We start from the raw sequence: 18047 nt of genomic DNA on the forward strand, positions 1-18047 counted from the left end.
TTCCGGCAAAAAAAAGCCGCCGGATCAACCGGCAGCCTAGTCTTGTTCCTGCCATTTTCCCCGCTTCTCCAGCAAAGAGACAACGGCAAATGCGGCAAAAATCGTTAATATGTCCATTAACGGATAGCCATAGCGTCCGAAGGTAATAAATGGTATATGAATAAACCAATAATAGAAAAATGGAAGAAGAAGCGGCAGCACACGCATCAAGCGTCCCCGCAGTCCCGCCAGCACAATGCCAATAAAGCCGACAAGCACATAAATGATATGTACGACGTTAATTGCGGGTCTTGGCAGCCCCGGCACCGGCCTGGAGTAGAACGGGCTGCTGAACAGCTGAATGGACTTGCCGATCGTGAACCAATACGCGTAATCGAACGGCTTATGCGTGAAGCCATATGCAATGAGCCGCTTCGCGGCCAGCTTCTGCGTCGTATCATTGCCGGCAAACAGCGCCTCGGTATCTTTGTATTCCGGGTACTCCGCGAAGAAGCCCTTCGGCGGTGCCCCGCGTTTGATCAAGGCGCCGAGCAGCATAGGGTTGCCAGTTGACTTCGTAAAGGGAATGAACTCGTGGAAGTCCACATAGTTGCGGATCCACCAGGGCGTAAGCAGAAGCATGCTGCAAGCGCCGACGATCGCCGTATATTTCATAATGTCGATCCAGCTGTACCGCTTGATCAGCCACATGATGAGCAGGCAGACCGGAATCAGCGCGCACTGCGGCTTTACGTAGCAGGACAAGCCCAGCATGATGCCCGCGAACGCGTACGCCCCGGCTGTTTTACGTTTAAGCGCATAAAGAAAGCTGCTGATCAAGAGCAAAAAGAGCAGCTTGAACGTCGATTCCGTTAGAATGGCTCCCGAGGCAAACAAATTCGGGACGTAAAGCGCATCCAGAATGACCGCCGCGACGGCTGTCTTTCGGCCCAGCACTTCCCTCGCCACCACGTAAATCAGATAAACAGATGCAGCCTGCATGGCGCACTGCAGCAGCCGAAAGCCCATGACGGCCGCATCATGATCTAGAAACGTCATGAAGCCGCTGACTAGAATCGGCACGACCGGCATGATGAAATTGGTAGGATACATGCCGCTATTGTAGACGAGCGTGCCATGTTCGAGCAGCACCTGCGCGGCGTACACGTATTTGACGTCGTCGTTGTTTCGTTTCGCATACTCGCCCAGCAGGAAATGGTCCCCCAGCCACAGCACGACCGTCATATGAATCAGAAACACGGCCGCTATCAGAATCCAAACGAACATCCTCATGCGGGAGGTCTCCGATCGGAGTGAATACACGGATCTAACCCCTTTCTCAAATAACTGGTATTCTTTTCAAGATCGTTTTCTATTATACTATATAAAGTTTGGTAGAAAGCAACCTCCGCAGCACCGAAGGACAGGAAAGAAGGTTCACGTTATGATGCAGCAGCGCAACAGCGATATTCTGGTCATTATTCCGGCCTATAACGAAGAAGCCGCCTTGGCTAAAACCGTCCATGAGCTCAAGCGGCACACGCCGTACGATTTCGTGGTCATTGATGACGGCTCCAAGGACCGCACCCCGGACATCATCCGCAAGGAGGGCTTCCCTTCCCTGCGCCATGCCGTTAATCTCGGCATCGGCGGCTCCATGCAAAGCGGTTACCGCTATGCCGACCGCGGCGGCTACCGATACGCGATCCAGCTGGATGCCGACGGTCAGCACCGGCCGGAGGACATCGCGAAGCTCGTCCAGGAAATCACGTCCAGTGATTACGATATGGTCATCGGCTCCCGGTTCGTTGCGAAGAGCAGCTATCGAGGCAGCCTTACCCGGCGAATCGGAATTTTCTACTTCCATCAGCTCATTCGGCTCCTGACGGGCATTCCCGTCCATGACCCGACTTCCGGCTTTCGTATCGTCGGGCGCGCGGCCATTGAGCAGTTCTCCCGCAGCTATCCGACGGACTACCCCGAGGTTGAGGTGCTGGTTAGCTTGTCCAAGCAAGGCTGCAAGATCAAGGAAATCAGCGTCGAGATGCGAGGCCGTCAGGGCGGCACCTCCTCGATCAATTGGACCAAGTCTATTTATTACATGATGAAAGTGACCCTATTCTCCCTCATCCGCAAAAGCTTCTCTTAAACGAAAGGAATCGTAAGTCATGAACCAGCTCGTCGCCATCTTGATTACGTTGTTTTTTCTCGGGCTCATCGTCTCCTTCACGGTAACGCATAAGCTGAAGGACCGCTACGCGTTCCTATGGCTCGTGACCGCCATCGCCGGCGTCCTTGCCGCAGTCTGCATTCCGCTGCTGAACCGTTTCGCGCTTTGGATCGGTATCGCGTACATGCCGACCTTTGTTTTTCTCATCACCATCATATTCATCCTCGCGCTGCTCGTAAGGCAAACGATGAGCTTGTCCAAGCAATCCGATAAAATCAAGACGCTGACGCAGGAGTTTGCCGTCATGGAGAAGCAGCTGCTAGAGCTCCGGCAGGCCGCGGAAGGACGTGAGCGGACATGAATCTTGTGCAATTCCTGCTCATTCTAGCGAACACGCTCATGCTCGTTACGGGGCAGTTTCTATGGAAATACGGATTGATGCAGCGGGAGAAGCCGTTCGAATCCCTCCGCACCATTCTGGAGCTCGTATTCTCGCCGTATATTCTTGGCGGCTTGTTCATTTACGGCTGCGCAACGGTGCTGTGGCTCTTCATCGTCTCCAAGGTAGATCTCAGCCTGGCCTACCCCATCCAAAGCTTGGCTTACATCATCTCCATCATTGGTGCGTATTATCTGTTCGGCGAATCGCTCTCCGCACTCAAAATCATCGGCTGCCTGCTGATCCTAGCCGGCGTCGCTTGCATCGGACTATCCGCCAGATACGCTTAAAATGAAGGCTATGTTATGTCTTATTGTTGATTTTCAGCCAAAAGAAAAACCGCCCTTATAAAGGCGGTTTATTAAGCTAAAGTATCGTTAGTTCAGAAGTTAATAGTAATACGTTCCCAGTACATAACTAAACCAGCGTGCATTTTTTGGTCTCCGCGAATTACTCTTTTTAAATGTCTATTTGCCGACTCCAAAGAAGGGATATTTTGAAGAACGGGGATTAGTACCAGTTCAATCTGTGATAAGGTAATTATCGATTGGTATCCTTCTATGAACCATGATGACATAACCGCCTCATACCCCTCACTTTGCTGCAAAGAAAGCAAAAAAGTAGTTAAATCATATAACCTTGGTGCCAAACGACAGCACTCAAAATCAATAATGCCTAATACATTTTCTCCGAGTGTCAACAGATTAACAGGTGCGAAATCTCCATGACAAGGCAGATGAGGCAGCAAAGAGTATGGCTCTTGGTTCAAAAACTTTTCAGCATTTTTCATGCGTTGCAGCAGGTTTTCAACGCTATCCCATAATCCTGGGTACTCTGATAACGTTTGTTCATTTATAATTTTTCTAAGTTCTTCAACATGTATCGTCTCATTACTGAATGTCTCGGTTAAGGGCTTCCACGGCAATTTACCCTTATACCCATCAACAGAGAGGTGATATTTAGCTAGTACTCTGCCCGCATCACGTATCAATTTTTCGTTATTTATATCGAATTTCGGGTCGGCATCAAGGTAGGGGAATATGCTAAAATCCGTCCCGTTCGGCAGTCTAGCAAGGCCAAGCATCGGAACGATCAGATTATTTTTTTCCGCCGCCCATTTCAAAATCATTTGTTCTGCCTTCAGTTCGTCTACATTGCTGGAATATTGGGAAACTCTAATTCTATACTTACCTAGACTGGTCGTAAGCAAGTAATTATAGTTACTGAATCCACTAGACATTTTTATAAGTGTTTTCGGTGTTCCTAAAGGAAATTCTATTGACCCTAAATATTTTAGAATTAACTCCATTGATTCCACCAGTAAAATCACCCTTTACGTTAAACTGCCCAATAGCTCAACAGTAAGCCATCCGTCGAAGTCTGGCGTTTGTATACTTCACAGAAAACAGGCATGAAGACAACAACATGTTTCTCTTATTCGACGTTGTGTTCTCGTATTCCTTGCTGTCGAGATAGCGGAACCACGCCAGGTAATGCTCCAAATACTTGGTTGCTACCCTTGGTTTCTGATTGCAAAATGAGAATAAGCTGTTGCTTGTCCTTACTGTCCAAGCCCTTTGCGAGTTTTATCATTTCCTTAAATTCCATAGGGTAATCAGCTCCGAGCCATATGATTACCCTCATTATAGAACAGATGTTCGAGAACTTCAAATATCAACAATGAAATTTAACATAGCCTAAACGATAAAAGCACGATCCTCCTCAGCTGCTTGCACGCGAAGCGCAGCTTTTGACCGGATCGTGCTTTTGTGTTTTGCAGCGAAGCTGCGGATCGAATGGCTGCCTATAATCAATCCACTGGCCGCATCCTGGCTGCTACGCGTCTTCTTCGCCGATGCCGCAGGCATCATCCGAGCATACTTGTCCCGTGGTGCGGTCCGTCGAGGACGGATCCAGAATAATCAATGGCTTGACCTCTTCCCAGCTCTTGTTCAGCACATCGAGGAAAACATCGCTTTGCTGCGCGCCGGCTACCGCATATTTGCGGTTAATCACGAAGAACGGCACGCCTGTTGCGCCAAGCTGCGAGGCTTCCGAGCATTCCGCCTGCACCTCTGTCGTAAATTCGTCACCGTTCAGCACATCACGAGCCTCATCGGGATTCAAGCCGATTTCCGCCGCGATGCCGACAAGCGTATCCAGCTCGCCGATATGCTTAGAATCGGTAAAATACGCTTTGAACAGCAGCTCCGCAGCCTCTGTCCGTTTCCCGTAACGTCCGGCATAATGGATTAACCGATGCGCGTCCAGCGAATTCGCCGGAACCGCATGCTCGAAATTGTACGTCAATCCAAGCTCCGCCGCCTGTTGAACGAGGTTCTCATGCATCGCGATGGAGCGCTCTCGGCTGACGCCGTATTTCGCGGCTACATGGCCGTACGCGTCCTCCTTCGGATATTTCTCCGCGCTCGGATCCAATTGAAAACTCCGATACACAATCTCGATTTCGTCTTTATGCGCAAAATCCGCGAGTCCCGCTTCGAACCGGCGTTTTCCGATATAACAGAACGGACAGGCGATATCCGACCATATTTCCACTTTCATGACTTGCTGCACACTCCTTTAGGGATAAGAAGAAAGCCCTGGAGCTCCTGCTCCAAGGGCTTCTACACCTTATGAACGTAAAATCGCTTCGATGCCCGCAAGCTCTTCGTTCGTAAATGAAAGATTGCGCAGCGCTGCAACGTTGTCTTCGATTTGGGTGACGCGGCTCGCGCCGATCAATGCCGAGGTCACGCGGCCCCCGCGAAGCACCCAAGCCAGCGCCAGCTGTGCAAGCGATTGGCCGCGCTCTGCTGCGATCGCGTTCAGCTTCTGCAGCTTAGCTACAACTGCCGGCGTGACAGCAGTTTCCTGCAGGGCTCCCGTGGAGCTGGCTGCGCGGGAATCGCCTGGAATGCTGCCGCCCAAATACTTGTTCGTCAGCAAGCCTTGCGCAAGCGGACAGAACGCGATGCTGCCGACTCCGTTCTCTTGCAGCACATCCTGCAGGCCGTCCTCCACCCAGCGGTCGAACATGTTGTAGCTCGGCTGGTGGATGACAAGCGGCGTGCCGAGCTTGTTCATGATGGCGATCGCTTCCGCCGTTTTCTCCGCGCTGTAGCTGGAAATCCCAACGTACAACGCTTTGCCGGAGCGGACCATATGATCGAGCGCGCCCATCGTTTCTTCGAGCGGCGTATCCGGGTCGAAGCGGTGCGAGTAGAAAATATCGACGTATTCCAGGTTCATCCGCTTCAGGCTCTGCTCCAGACTCGCCATCAAATATTTGCGCGAGCCCCACTCGCCATATGGACCCGGCCACATATAATAGCCGGCCTTGGATGAAATAATCATTTCATCGCGGTACGGCTTGAAGTCCGACTGCATCATCCGGCCGAACATTTCCTCCGCGGAGCCCGCTGGCGGACCATAGTTGTTGGCCAAATCGAAATGGGTAATGCCGAGGTCAAACGCACGGTGAAGCATGGCGCGTCCGTTCTCGAACGTATCCACGCCGCCGAAATTATGCCAAAGTCCAAGGGAGATCGCGGGCAGCTTAAGTCCCGACCGTCCAACCCGGTTGTATGTCATCGATGCATATCGTTCTTGGTTTGCTGCGTATACCACTTCTATCTCTCCTTCGCGAATCGATTTGATCATGCCTCTTCCATCTTACACCAGTGTACCTGCTGGCTCAAGCTTGTCCGACCGGTACCAGCGGCATCGTGTAGAACTCGGCCGCGCGCTGTTCTCCCTTGCCGCCGCCGCTGTAAATAACGATGAGCAGCGTTTCTTCTGCCTTAGACACGACGCCTTCCGCAAGATATCGCTTCAAATCGAACGGCAGCCGTTCAATGACGGCGTGCTTCTGCAGCTCCTTCTCATTCAAGCCGCGGGCGGCGAACGACTCCGATACGTCCAGTGGACGGTCCGCAAGCCGCTTCATCCAGCTGCTCCACTCGTCCTTCTCCATGCTGAAGTCCCACCATACTTTGCGCGGTTTGTAGTTGTGGCCCAGGAAGTAATCCAGCTTCATTAGACCAAGCGCCGTTTCGAGCTGCCATTCGCCGCTGTTCTGGTTCTCCGGCTGATGAATGTACGCTTCCGAAAGGAACATCCACAGACGCGAAAACAAATCCTCCAGCTGATGGCCGATCTTCTGCCAGCCGCGCCCTTCCCAGAAGTCGCCGAACAGCTGGAAGAAATCGAAGGCCGAAGGAAATGCCCGCTCGATTAGATAGAGCAGGGCATGGTCCATCCGGTGCGCGTTCCAATATTTCTCCAGCACGTCCTCGACGCGCTTGATGCGAACGATATCGGAGAACGGCAAAATATCATTGCCCAAAATCTCATACGGTGCTTTATCCATATAAATATAGCCGTGCTTCTTCGCATCAATCCGCATGCCGGTACCGCGCAGCATCTTAAGGAAGCCGAGCTGCAGTTCTTCCGGCCGCAGCGCAAACACATCATTAAACGTAGTGCGGAACGAGTCGTAGTTCTCGTGCGGCAAGCCGGCGATCAAATCGAGATGCTGATCGATCTTCCCGCTTTCCTTGACCTTCATGACCGTCCGCGACAGCTTCATAAAATTCTGGCGGCGCTGCACGGCTTCGTTCGTAAGATCATTGGTCGACTGGACACCGATCTCGAAGCGGAAAATGCCGGGCGGTGCATGCTCCGACAAGTAATCCAGCACCTCGGGACGCATAATGTCGGCCGTGATTTCAAACTGGAAGACACAGCCGCGATGATTCTCGATCAGAAACTTGAAAATTTCGAGTGCATAGTCGCGCTTAATGTTGAACGTGCGATCGACGAACTTGATCAGCTTCGCACCGGCATCGATCAAATACAGAATATCGGACTTCGTTCGCTCCATGTCGAAGTAACGGACGCCGACCTCGATGCTCGATAAGCAGAACTGGCAGCTGAACGGACACCCCCGGCTCGTTTCGAAATAAACGACGCGGCTGCCGAGACTCTTCACATCTTCCGCAAACCGGTGCGGAGACGGCAGCTTCGCCAGGTCCAGCTTCGGACGCGGCGGATTGACGATCGTCTCGATCCTCCCGTCGCCGTGCTCTTTGCGGTACGCAAGCCCGAACACCATATGAAACTTGCAGGAATCCGACAGCTCTGTCAGCAGATGATGGAACGTTTCCTCGCCTTCGCCGACGACGATATAATCGACCTGCGGGAGCCGCTCCATCCAGCCCGTTGTGTCATAGCTGACCTCGGGACCGCCTAAGACGATGCGAAGCTCGGGTTTGATTTTGCGCAGCATATCGATGACCGTAATCGTCTCTTCAATATTCCAAATATAGCAGGAGAAACCTACGACATCCGGGTTATGCGCGAATAGATCCGCTACGATGTTCATCGCCGGGTCTTTGATCGTGTATTCAGCAATATCAATGTCAAAATCCTTCTCGCTGAACGCTTTCAAGCAGCGCAAAGCCAGCGAGGTGTGTATATATTTGGCGTTCAACGTCGCCAGTACGACTTTCATCCGGTTCATTCCTTCGCCTTGCAAATTAGGACCAGTTTCCATTGTAACGAAATTTTGAACAAAAAAGAAGAGCAGCCCCCGGTCGCTAGACACGGTTACTGCTCTTCCGCTCGCTTTCGCTACGCGCGCACTTTCACGAAAACTTTCTCTTTGCCTTGGAATTCGATGACCGGGAAACGAACGCGCCACGTTCCGTCGCCTACAGCCGTTACTTCATTGTCCGCAAAATCGCGCGGCTTGAAGGTGAACACTTGATCGTAGTAGACGGTCAGCTGAATCTTCTCGTCCGGCAGCATCTTGTGCAGCTTATAGCCGGTATCGATTGCCCAGTAGCGCATATCGTCGCTCGCCGAGCCGCCATACAGCATGTAGAAAGCCGGGTCGATGACTGCGTTAATGACAAGCCAGCCTTCCGCATCTCGGGTCACTTCGAATTTCTTGAGCTCCGTCGTACCTTGCGAAGATTGAATCTGAGCAAATTCCTTCTCCATTAGCTCGCGGATCGTATCGGTAGAAGCGCCAGCGAGCGAATCTGGCAGCTGCTTCGGCAGGAATTCGATCTTAGCAGGCGGGCTGTCCTCGATATCATAGAGCAGCATCATGATGTTCATCGATGAAACCGCGAAGTTCAAATCCGCCTGAGTGGATTCGATCCCCGCAGCGGTAATGCCGATCAGCTGGCCGTAATCGTTGAACAAGCCGCCGCCGGAGCTGCCATGATCGATCGGCACGCTGATCTGGTAATAGTCCGCACCGTCATACATAAAATTGCTGATAACGCCATCGGAAATCGTATTTTGAAAGCCAAGCGGGCTGCCGATCGCGACGACGTGATCGCCCTTCGACGCGCCAACGCCAATTGTGACAGGCTTAATGTTAAGCGGGGTCTTCGTCTTCACGACTGCCAAATCATAATTCTCGTTATAGCCGACAATACCCTGCAGCTCCACTTGCTTGCCATTCAACAGCGTAATGCTGCCTTTGGCTGTGTCGACAATGACATGGTAGTTCGTCAATATTTCATCCTCACCGATGACAACGCCGCTTCCTTGGCCGACGTCCGTTGTAACCATCACGACTTTGCCGTCATTCATGTCCACGATTTGCTTCGTCGACAGCTTCGGCTGATTCGCCAGCTCTTCTTTCTCCTCTTCTTCCTGCAAATGCTTCGCAATTGCTTCGGCCGAAGTAATGCGAATGATTCCTTTCGCCAGATCGGACTGCACGTCCGCGCCCAAGGCTTCTGCTACGAAACGAAGCGGAACCATCGTCGCGCCATTGATTTGCTGCGGCGCTTCGGGCAGCGCGATCGTACTTCCGTTCTTGACGGCTCGTTTCGAACCGATCTGCAGGGAGATCGTGGTACGTCCCTTCACGGCCAGAATGGTCTTCGTAGCCGGCTCCCAGGTGACGCTAGAATTCAGCGCCTTGAAGATTTCGCGCATCGGCACGAACGTGGTTCCCTTGAGCTGAAGCGGCGAAGGGTTAAGCGAGAGCTTGGCGCCGTCGACGAAGACGGCGGTCACTTTCGCGTGCGTCGTTGCGGCTGCTGCCGTGCTCGGCGCTCCGAGAATGGAAACCGGGGTCAAAATAAGTCCAGCGGCTAGTACGGATGAGAGCATCATTTGCTTCCAATCAATTTTCCAATTCACGCTTATTTCCTCCAATAATCTCCTAAATCTTGCGTCATTTCATCGTATCACTGCGACTCTATTTTGTCTATGAATTCAAGATGAAGATCGTACTAGTTTTATAGGCAGAAGGATACACAGCAAGCCGTTCAGCCGAAGACTTACTGCTGCTTGAATTCTGTGGGCGTCAGTCCTGTCTCCTCTTTGAAATTGCGCGAGAAATAGTGGACGCTTGCGTAGCCCAGCCGTTCCGCGATGATTTCCATCTTCTCTCCGCTCAGCAGATAATATTTGGCCTTGCGGATGCGCTGCGATATGAGATACTGCTTCGGATTCTCGCCGGTGCACTTGCGGAACAACGATGAGAAATAAATGACGTGATAGCCGCACAGGGCAGCAAGCTCGCCAACGGCCCAGTTTCGTTCAGGCTCCATATGAATCGCATGAAGCGCAGGCTCGATCTTGCTCTGCTCCACGGACTTGGGCCGATCGGACAGCTGACCGCGGACCAGCATCAGAATGAGCTCCGTCAGCAGCGACCGCAGCAGCATCGTATAGCCGGGCTGTTCGTTCATATACTCTCTGACGATCCGCATCAGAATCGGGTCGAGACCCTGGACGGCCATCCTCGGAGGCAGTTCCAGCTGCTCGTCCTCCGTAATGGACAGCATGTAGCGAGGGCGCTCGCTTCCCTGCAGCTGATCCGCTGTGCTGGTATGGATCGAGAATGCCGGATGGACGGGAACCGGCGATGGTTGAATGAAGTTGAAATGAATGCCGATGAATACGGTCTCCTGCAGCACCCTAATCGCATGCGGGCAATGAGGGCCGTACAATGCGCACTCTCCGGGGGCCAGCGTAATGACCTCATCTCCGACGGCAACTTCCGCCTGGCCGGACAATACATAGAATAGCTGAAAGTCTGGGATCAGGCGCGGCCCCCAATAGACGGAAGGCTCCACCTCGGCGTGGCTGGCAAAATTAACGGTCGGCAGCAGCTCTTCGAGCGTGCCGATATGTACATCCCGATTACTCAGGCCCATACGGAAAACACTCCCTTCTCACAGCCCTCATCATCATTGGTTTGAAAGGATATTAGAAAAGTGCAAAGCCCTGTTTCGTCTGTGTAAATACACCGCTTTCATGATGAAGTATGCTTAACTCACAGCCAATACGATTCACATGTTATGGACACAGAGAGGATTGATTCTATGTTAAGTCAAGCACAAATGACAGAATTTGAAAACAACGGTTTTCTAAAAGGGGATGTCGTTCTGAGTGACGCCGAGGTGGAATCGCTGCGCGAAGAGCTGGATAAAGTTATGAACGGCGAAAGCGTAAAGAAGCCCGTTCTGAACCACAACATGCTGTCCTCCGATTCTCCCTATGACAACATGAAGATGATTGCGAGCGAGAAAGTCGTGCAAATCGTCAATATTTGGATGGCAAGCGATTTGTTCTTGCAGCATGCGGCTAATTCCAAAATTTGCGAGGAAGTCGCCCAGCTGTCTCATACGAATTCCCTTCGCATCTGGCATGATCAGATTCAATACAAGCCGCCGGTGACGGGCGGACCTACCGCTTGGCATCAGGATCATCCGCTGTGGCCGATCATTCAGCCGGCCGATCTCGTAAGCGCATGGGTTGCGCTTGACGACGCGGTCATCGAGAACGGCTGCATGTGGATGGTGCCGGGCAGCCATAAGTGGGGCAATCACCAGCGTTACCTGTCCAGCACGAAAGACTTCAAGCCGTTCCACAAGCAGCCGGAAATGCTGCCGAACAACGCGGTCGTCGAAGCGGTGCCGTTCGAAATCAAGAAAGGGCAGGTCGGCTATCATCACTGCCTCACCTGGCATGGCAGCCCGCATAACCGCTCCGATATGAAACGCCGCGCCATCGCCGTTCATTACATGCCTGGCCATACGCGCTATGAGCCGATCGGCAAGCATGCCATGCTTTCGTACGTGAACGTACAGCCGGGCGAACTTCTGGTCGGGGATCATTTTCCAGAGGTATTTAAAAAGCAAATCGTGCAAGCGTAGGAGAATCAAATACAGGCCGTTCATCACCGGATGAACGGCCTGTACGCATTGGACCAACCGATACGGTTTGTCAAAAGTCAAGTATATGAAACACCTTGGCCGACATGCAGCCCGAACGCCGCCGTTTGTAAGCCCGGGATACTTTCGGTATAGTAAGAGGCAGATAGAATTCGTCTTAGGAGCGTTTGAAATGGAAAAAAATCGTACGCGCACCACATCGGCAGCCGGAAGATCCGCTGCTCCAGGCAAACCAGCCGGACGCGGCAAGCCTGCCTCAGCCTCTCACAACCGCGCTGCCCTGCACGGCAAACCAGCCGCTTACGGCAAAACCGCAGCGCAAAGCAAACCAGCACCGGGCAGAGCACCTGCTCCCCCGCAGCCGGCCAAGCCTGCAAGCCGCACCTATGAAGTGAAAGCGCCTGCCGAGCTGCTGGCTTTCCTGATTCACGCCGTAAGCGGCGAAGGCCGCAATGCCTTGAAAGCCATGCTTAGCCGCGGTCAAATTGCCGTGAACGGTACGGTAACGAAGCTCTACAACCATCCGCTTCTGCCGGGCCACACCGTCACCGTGTCCAAGGAACGCATCGTAGAGGCTCCGCCGCTGATCGGTCTGACCATTCTGCACGAGGACGATGACATCATCGTCGTGCTGAAGGATGCAGGCTTGCTCTCTATCGCGTCCAACCAAGAGAGCGAGCTGACCGCATACCGCCAATTGACCGCCCACGTCCGCCTCGGCGATCCGCGCAGCCGTATCTTCGTCGTGCACCGTCTGGACCGCGATACGTCCGGCGTCATGATGTTCGCGAAGAGCGAGGCCGTGCAGCAGAAGCTGCAGACAACCTGGCAGGAAAGCGTGGAAGAGCGCACGTATATCGCGCTTGTAGAAGGGAAGGTCAAGAAGCCCGAAGGGACGATTTCCTCCTATTTGAAGGAAAGCAAGACGCTTAAAATGTACTCCAGCGCAAGTCCAGTCGATGCGCTGCATGCCGTCACGCATTATAAAGTGCTGCAAAGCAATGACAACTTCTCGCTGCTGGAGGTGTCGCTTGAAACCGGCCGCAAGAATCAAATTCGCGTTCATATGGAAGACATCGGCCATCCCATCGTCGGAGACAAGAAGTACGGCTCCAAATCCAGAGCCATCAGCCGGCTCGGCTTGCATGCCCGCGTACTAGCCTTCCATCATCCGACAACAGAGAAGCTGGTTCGTTTCGAGACCGACATTCCCAAGCTGTTCCTGAACCCGTTCAAGGAAGGCTTTAACCGCAAGTAAGCCTATGCATCCAGGAAGCTTCCCCATGTCAAAAGCAGATAACATGCTCGCCATCCTATGGCTGCTGAAAGCAAATAAACGCATGACGGCCAAACAGCTGGCAGATGCGCTGGAAATGCATATCCGCACCGTATACCGGTACATCGACGCGCTGTGCGCGAGCGGCGTTCCGATTGTGGCGGACTCCGGGCATAACGGGGGATACAGCCTGCTGGAGCAATTCAAAACATCGCCGCTCTTCTTCAATGCAGCGGAACAGAAGGCGCTCGTACAAGCAGCCGTCTTCGCCCAGGAAGCCGGCTATCCATACAGCGAAGAACTGAAGGGGGCAATGGTGAAGCTGAAGCGCTACACCAATGCAGAACAGCGCATCGCTATGGAGCATTATTTAGACGGGTTCGAGGTCATCAGCTCGGGTGCGGATATGGGTATGGAAAACACTTTGCGGCAGCTGGAGCTTGCCGTTTCCATCTGCAGCACCTTGCTGATCAAACATCAGAAGGGCTACGGAATGGACCCGCAGCAAAGACAACTGGTATCTCGTCGCCTATTGCCATCTCCGCCGGGACATTCGCAGCTTCCGGGTCGATCGAATCATTTCGACCTTGACCACGGAGGCTGTATTCGAGCGTCCGGCAAACTTCTCCGCACGGAGCTATATGCTCCAGGAATTAAAGCCTTGGGCATACAAGGAAGAAGAGGAGCTCACCCGCGTCATCCTGAGGGGCAAGCCCGAAACGTTGAACGCCTTGTGCGAAACCTGGCTGTTCAGCGATTCACTGGCCGAGCGTACGAAGGACGAAGCCCATTTCCTTCTGGATGAGACCGCGATCGATACGTATCTCCCCTACCATGTGCTAGGCTACGACACTCGGCTTCAGGTCGAGGCACCCCGCTCGCTGAAGGAGCGGTTAATTGCCCTTACGGAGGAGCTTCACGTGCACTACAAATCAACGATTTAGCGGAATGCCTTCCGACGCTCCATGACGGCTCAGGTAAGCGTCAATCTGCTCCGCAGGCTGAACGACAGAATCGCCATGGCAAATTTCCAACCGCTTCGGACGCAGCTTGCGAACGATCTCGCTGCTCCTGACCGCTTCCTCCATATCGGCCGTAAACATCGGCATCGGCTTGCGAAGCTTTCCCTTCTTCGACGTGAACAAATCCCCCGCCAGCATGACGCCGTCCCGTTCATGATAATAGACGACATGGCCCGGCGAATGCCCTGGCGTCAAATGCACGGATAACCCACCCACGGAAGCCAATTCTCCGCGTGAAGTCTCCGCGAGCGGATTGGCAAGCCCCGCCGCTACGGATTGCTGCGCTTTCTTACGGCGCGGATACGGCATCCGGCCTTCCATGTACGGAATTTCGACTTCATGCGCGTGCACCGTAACGTCTGGGTACTTAGCCAGCAACCCTCGGATAGCTCCCGTATGATCGGAATGACCATGCGTCAAAACAATGCGGCGAAGCGGCCGCTTTATCTCCTGCTCGATGAACCTGACAATCCCCTTATTCATTAGCGAAATGCCCGCATCCACAAGCGTAATGCCATCCTCTTCGACGATAGCCCAAATATGAATCGGAATAATGACCCATGTGCTCAAGCTCCAAATATGCTCGGAAATCTGTTCGATTCTCATCGTTTATTCGCTCCCTCTCAATTGTAACCACTGGTTACTAACCGTCGGTTATAATATATGTCACCTCATTCAAACTGTCAACAACAAGTTTATGTTTCGATTCACGAAATAAGGACATCGCGCAGCGCTGCTCGTCCTCGCCGCACTCTCGATCCGGACGACGAATTTACACCGACAATTTTCGCCAAATTGAGGAATTGTAAATATAGGCGAGCAAACAGGAGAAAACCGAAAGTTATGGGCGGTTAACGATACTTTTTATAATATTCTGAATATTTACAAAATATAAAAACGCCTGTACACTGAAGTCAGATCAAACGATGGCGCTGCTTCTTCAGAGGAGCAAGATGCTGCAGAATAGCAATCGCAATCGGGCTGATCGGCAGTCCACTTTCAAGCAGAGAGGGGATAGTCCATTGAAGCGAGTCAGCGAAGGATGTCCTAGAATGATCCGCGAAAGGAGTAAGGCGGATTAACGAGGTCGGGGCATTCGGGTTCCAGGATGAGAATTGCAGCAAACAAAATCTGAAAATGTGGTTATGCATTTTGAAATGGAGAGCGGTAAACAATTGAATAGTTGTAGATTGGTCCAATAGGGATTCCGGTTGTCATCAGACAAGCGGGATCCCTATTAACGTTGTTTGCACATTCTGAGAACGAGGCATGAATGGGCATCTGGGGACTTGACGCGAATATCTAATTAGAATATTATCTAATTAGATACTTATTTAATATAAGAAAGGCGGTTTATGCTTGTGATGCAGCTCGACAAGATCGTCAATTATCATAAGGCGCTGGCGGATCCGAACCGAATTCGAATACTTATTTTGCTGTCGGAGGGCGAGATGACCGGGCAGACGCTTGCCGAGAAGCTGTGTCTCTCCCCCGCTACCATTACGCATCACGCCGCCAAGCTGCGCGCCGTCAGCCTCATTCATGAGCGCCGCGACAAGAATGCGATTTATTTCTCGCTGGACGTTTATTTCTTGAAGCAGTATGAAGGCGCGCTTCAGGCTGTGCTTGCCAAGCCGGAACAATATATGGACAAGGAGCCTCAAGAGATGGATGAGAAGAACGAGAAGCTGAAGCAGTCCGTGCTGCGCAATTTCTTTACGGAAGGCGGCAAGCTGAAGCATATTCCAGCCCAGCTGAAGAAGAAACGCATCGTGCTGGAGCATCTGGCCGATCAGCTGCAGGAAGGTCGAAGCTATACGGAGAAAGAATTAAACAGCTTTATTCAACAGTTCCACCCCGACTTCGCCACCATTCGCCGGGAGTTCATCATGCACGCTTATTTGTACCGGGAGCAGGAAGTGTATGAACGCAATCCGAAGGAAATGTGGGAACGCTGGGACAACCTATCCTAAAGGAGGCTGCTTCATTCGATGAACAAGGAGCAACGCAAGGGCGGTGACGACCGGTCACCTGGCATTGCCCGGACACCGGAGCCGCCGTATTATGCCGTCATCTTCACCTCAGAGCGCACGGACGGAGACAACGGCTACGGCGACATGGCATCGCGCATGGAGGAGCTGGCTGCAGAGCAGCCCGGATACCTCGGCATGGAGAGCGCCCGCGAAGCAGATGGCGTCGGCATCACCGTTTCCTATTGGGCATCGCTCGAGGCCATTCGAAGCTGGAAGGCCAATCCCGCCCATCTTCTCGCCCAGAAGCAAGGGCAGGACGATTGGTATGCCGCCTACAGCGTACGCATTTGCCGCGTGGAGCGGGAATATTTGTTTTGAACTCGAAGAAAAGGCGGCCAAGAATCGTAGCATCGATTCTTGACCGCCTTTGAAGCATTGACCGGCTCTTATTCGCCGGTAATGTTGTTTTCTTTCAGAATCACGTCATGCGCGCCGCCTTCGACGATACTTGTCGCCGATACAAGCGTAATCCGCGCATTACGCTGCAGCTCCGGAATCGAAATCGATCCGCAGTTGCACATCGTGGATTTGATTTTGTGCAGCGTCTTGCTCAAGTTCTCATGCAGGCTTCCGGCATACGGCACGTAGGAGTCGACGCCCTCTTCGAACATCAGGCCGGCCTTGCCGCCCGTATCGTAGCGTTCCCAGTTGCGGGCACGGTTCGAGCCTTCGCCCCAGAACTCCTTCACGAAATTGTTGCCTACCTTCAATTTGCGCGTAGGGCTCTCGTCGAAACGGGCGAAGTATCTGCCCATCATGACGAAATCCGCGCCCATTGCGAGCGCAAGCGTGATGTGGTAGTCATGAACGATGCCGCCGTCGGAGCAGATCGGCACGTAAATCCCTGTTTTCTCGAAATATTCGTCGCGCGCTGCCGCTACTTCGATCATGGCGGAAGCTTGTCCACGCCCGATCCCCTTCTGTTCACGCGTGATACAGATGGAGCCGCCGCCGATGCCGACTTTGATGAAGTCCGCGCCTGCTTCGACGAGATAGAGGAAGCCTTCGCGGTCAACCACGTTGCCGGCGCCGATCTTAACGTCGCCGAAGGTTGATTTGACATATTGAATCGTATCTTGCTGCCATTCCGAATAGCCGTCGGAGGAGTCAATTACCATAACGTCAACGCCAGCAGCGACAAGCGCAGGAACGCGTTCCTTATAATCCTTTGTATTAATCCCCGCGCCGACGATGTAGCTCTTGTTGGCATCGAGCAGCTCGGACGGGTTTTCTTTATGCTCGTCATAGTCTTTGCGGAAAACGAGATTATCCAGGTTGCCGTCTTCGTTAACGATCGGCAGACAGTTCAGCTTGTGATCCCAGATCAAATCGTTCGCTTCCGACAGCGTAATGCCGGATTTGCCGTAAATCAGCTTGGAGAACGGCGTCATGAATTCGCTGACAGACTTCGTAAGCGAATCGCGGCTTATGCGGTAGTCGCGTCCCGTCACGATCCCGAGCAGCTTGCCCTTCGGCGATCCGTCGCTTGTAATGGCAACCGTGGAGTGACCGGTGCGCTCCTTCAGCTCCAGTATATCCTTCAGCGTATGGCTAGGCGTTAAGTTGGAACGGCTGACGACGAATCCTGCTTTGTAGCTCTTCGCTTTGCGGACCATCTCCGCCTGACCTTCGACCGACTGCGAACCGAAGATGAACGAGATGCCGCCGCTGCGCGCCAGCGATACAGCCATGCGGTCATCCGATACAGCCTGCATAACCGCGGACGAGAACGGAATGTTCAGATGGTAAGCCGGCTCCTCGCCTTTCTTGAATTTCACAAGCGGCGTTTTCAGCGAAACATTCGAAGGGTTGCACGCCTTGGTCGTCAAATTTGGCACCAGCAGAAATTCACTGAAGGTGCGGGATGGTTCCATGTAATAGTGAGCCAAAATTGTCGCCTCCTGTTGGATGGGTTCCGA

Annotated in this window: 18 protein-coding genes and 1 pseudogene; 9 read left to right on the top strand and 10 right to left on the bottom strand. The window is 52.8% G+C overall.

What is annotated here, in order from left to right:
• Positions 1-36: 36 nt before the first annotated feature.
• Entirely contained in the window at positions 37-1272 is a 1236-nt protein-coding gene (locus KXU80_RS13175; protein ID WP_219838658.1) for a glycosyltransferase family 39 protein, read from the bottom strand.
• A 151-nt stretch (positions 1273-1423) separates the two neighbouring features.
• On the opposite strand from KXU80_RS13175, the gene KXU80_RS13180 reads away from it, so the two are divergent.
• Genes KXU80_RS13180 through KXU80_RS13190 form a run of 3 tightly spaced genes read left to right on the top strand, consistent with a single transcriptional unit; the run spans position 1424 to position 2878 of the window.
• On the top strand, positions 1424-2128 hold the full coding sequence (locus KXU80_RS13180; protein WP_219838659.1) for a glycosyltransferase family 2 protein: 705 nt from the start codon (positions 1424-1426) through the stop codon (positions 2126-2128).
• Positions 2129-2147: 19 nt separating this feature from the next.
• On the top strand, positions 2148-2510 hold the full coding sequence (locus tag KXU80_RS13185; RefSeq protein WP_219838660.1) for a DUF2304 domain-containing protein: 363 nt from the start codon (positions 2148-2150) through the stop codon (positions 2508-2510).
• Entirely contained in the window at positions 2507-2878 is a 372-nt protein-coding gene (locus KXU80_RS13190) for an EamA family transporter (RefSeq protein ID WP_219838661.1), read from the top strand. Before KXU80_RS13185 ends, KXU80_RS13190 begins: the two co-directional genes overlap by 4 nt.
• Before the next feature lie 92 nt (positions 2879-2970).
• Here KXU80_RS13190 and KXU80_RS13195 read toward each other — a convergent pair whose 3' ends face one another.
• From KXU80_RS13195 to KXU80_RS13225, 7 genes are all read right to left on the bottom strand, one after another.
• Positions 2971-3897, bottom strand: coding sequence for a phosphotransferase (locus KXU80_RS13195; RefSeq protein WP_258171455.1), 927 nt, complete (start codon positions 3895-3897; stop codon positions 2971-2973).
• A gap of 125 nt (positions 3898-4022) precedes the next feature.
• Positions 4023-4196: a hypothetical protein gene (locus tag KXU80_RS13200; RefSeq protein WP_219838663.1), complete on the bottom strand. Its 174-nt coding sequence runs from the start codon at positions 4194-4196 to the stop codon at positions 4023-4025.
• Between the two features lie 228 nt (positions 4197-4424).
• Positions 4425-5153, bottom strand: coding sequence for a DsbA family oxidoreductase (locus tag KXU80_RS13205; protein WP_219838664.1), 729 nt, complete (start codon positions 5151-5153; stop codon positions 4425-4427).
• Positions 5154-5222: 69 nt separating this feature from the next.
• Positions 5223-6251, bottom strand: coding sequence for an L-glyceraldehyde 3-phosphate reductase (mgrA, locus tag KXU80_RS13210; RefSeq protein WP_374987768.1), 1029 nt, complete (start codon positions 6249-6251; stop codon positions 5223-5225).
• 34 nt (positions 6252-6285) lie between these two features.
• A complete protein-coding gene (locus tag KXU80_RS13215) occupies positions 6286-8103 on the bottom strand; it encodes a B12-binding domain-containing radical SAM protein (RefSeq protein WP_219839023.1) in 1818 nt (605 codons plus the stop codon).
• A 119-nt stretch (positions 8104-8222) separates the two neighbouring features.
• Positions 8223-9755: a stalk domain-containing protein gene (locus tag KXU80_RS13220; protein WP_219838665.1), complete on the bottom strand. Its 1533-nt coding sequence runs from the start codon at positions 9753-9755 to the stop codon at positions 8223-8225.
• 140 nt (positions 9756-9895) lie between these two features.
• Positions 9896-10777: an AraC family transcriptional regulator gene (locus KXU80_RS13225; protein ID WP_219838666.1), complete on the bottom strand. Its 882-nt coding sequence runs from the start codon at positions 10775-10777 to the stop codon at positions 9896-9898.
• Between the two features lie 168 nt (positions 10778-10945).
• Between KXU80_RS13225 and KXU80_RS13230 the strand changes: the two genes are divergently transcribed.
• The 4 genes and pseudogenes from KXU80_RS13230 (at position 10946) to KXU80_RS28050 (ending at position 14017) form a co-directional block, all read left to right on the top strand.
• Positions 10946-11779 carry a phytanoyl-CoA dioxygenase family protein gene (locus KXU80_RS13230; RefSeq protein WP_219838667.1) on the top strand — a complete coding sequence of 278 codons (834 nt, stop codon included), beginning with the start codon at positions 10946-10948 and terminating at the stop codon, positions 11777-11779.
• Between the two features lie 190 nt (positions 11780-11969).
• Positions 11970-13055 carry an RluA family pseudouridine synthase gene (locus tag KXU80_RS13235; protein ID WP_219838668.1) on the top strand — a complete coding sequence of 362 codons (1086 nt, stop codon included), beginning with the start codon at positions 11970-11972 and terminating at the stop codon, positions 13053-13055.
• Between the two features lie 82 nt (positions 13056-13137).
• Positions 13138-13200: pseudogene (locus KXU80_RS28045) on the top strand (hypothetical protein); the annotation flags it as partial.
• A gap of 424 nt (positions 13201-13624) precedes the next feature.
• On the top strand, positions 13625-14017 hold the full coding sequence (locus tag KXU80_RS28050) for a WYL domain-containing protein (protein WP_258171456.1): 393 nt from the start codon (positions 13625-13627) through the stop codon (positions 14015-14017).
• Here KXU80_RS28050 and KXU80_RS13245 read toward each other — a convergent pair.
• The gene (locus KXU80_RS13245) at positions 14006-14701 is read right to left on the bottom strand and encodes an MBL fold metallo-hydrolase (protein ID WP_219838669.1); all 696 of its coding nucleotides are present in this window, start codon (positions 14699-14701) and stop codon (positions 14006-14008) included. The genes KXU80_RS28050 and KXU80_RS13245 overlap by 12 nt on opposite strands.
• Before the next feature lie 758 nt (positions 14702-15459).
• Here KXU80_RS13245 and KXU80_RS13250 point away from each other — a divergent pair.
• Both KXU80_RS13250 and KXU80_RS13255 read left to right on the top strand, forming a co-directional pair.
• A complete protein-coding gene (locus KXU80_RS13250) occupies positions 15460-16068 on the top strand; it encodes a DUF2087 domain-containing protein (RefSeq protein WP_219839024.1) in 609 nt (202 codons plus the stop codon).
• A gap of 18 nt (positions 16069-16086) precedes the next feature.
• Positions 16087-16446 carry an antibiotic biosynthesis monooxygenase family protein gene (locus tag KXU80_RS13255; protein WP_219838670.1) on the top strand — a complete coding sequence of 120 codons (360 nt, stop codon included), beginning with the start codon at positions 16087-16089 and terminating at the stop codon, positions 16444-16446.
• Positions 16447-16514: 68 nt separating this feature from the next.
• Here KXU80_RS13255 and KXU80_RS13260 read toward each other — a convergent pair whose 3' ends face one another.
• Positions 16515-18017, bottom strand: a complete 1503-nt coding sequence (locus KXU80_RS13260) for an IMP dehydrogenase (RefSeq protein ID WP_219838671.1) — start codon at positions 18015-18017, stop codon at positions 16515-16517.
• Between the last annotated feature and the right edge of the window lie 30 nt (positions 18018-18047).

Source organism: Paenibacillus sp. R14(2021), from assembly GCF_019431355.1.
Classification (GTDB): domain Bacteria; phylum Bacillota; class Bacilli; order Paenibacillales; family Paenibacillaceae; genus Paenibacillus_Z.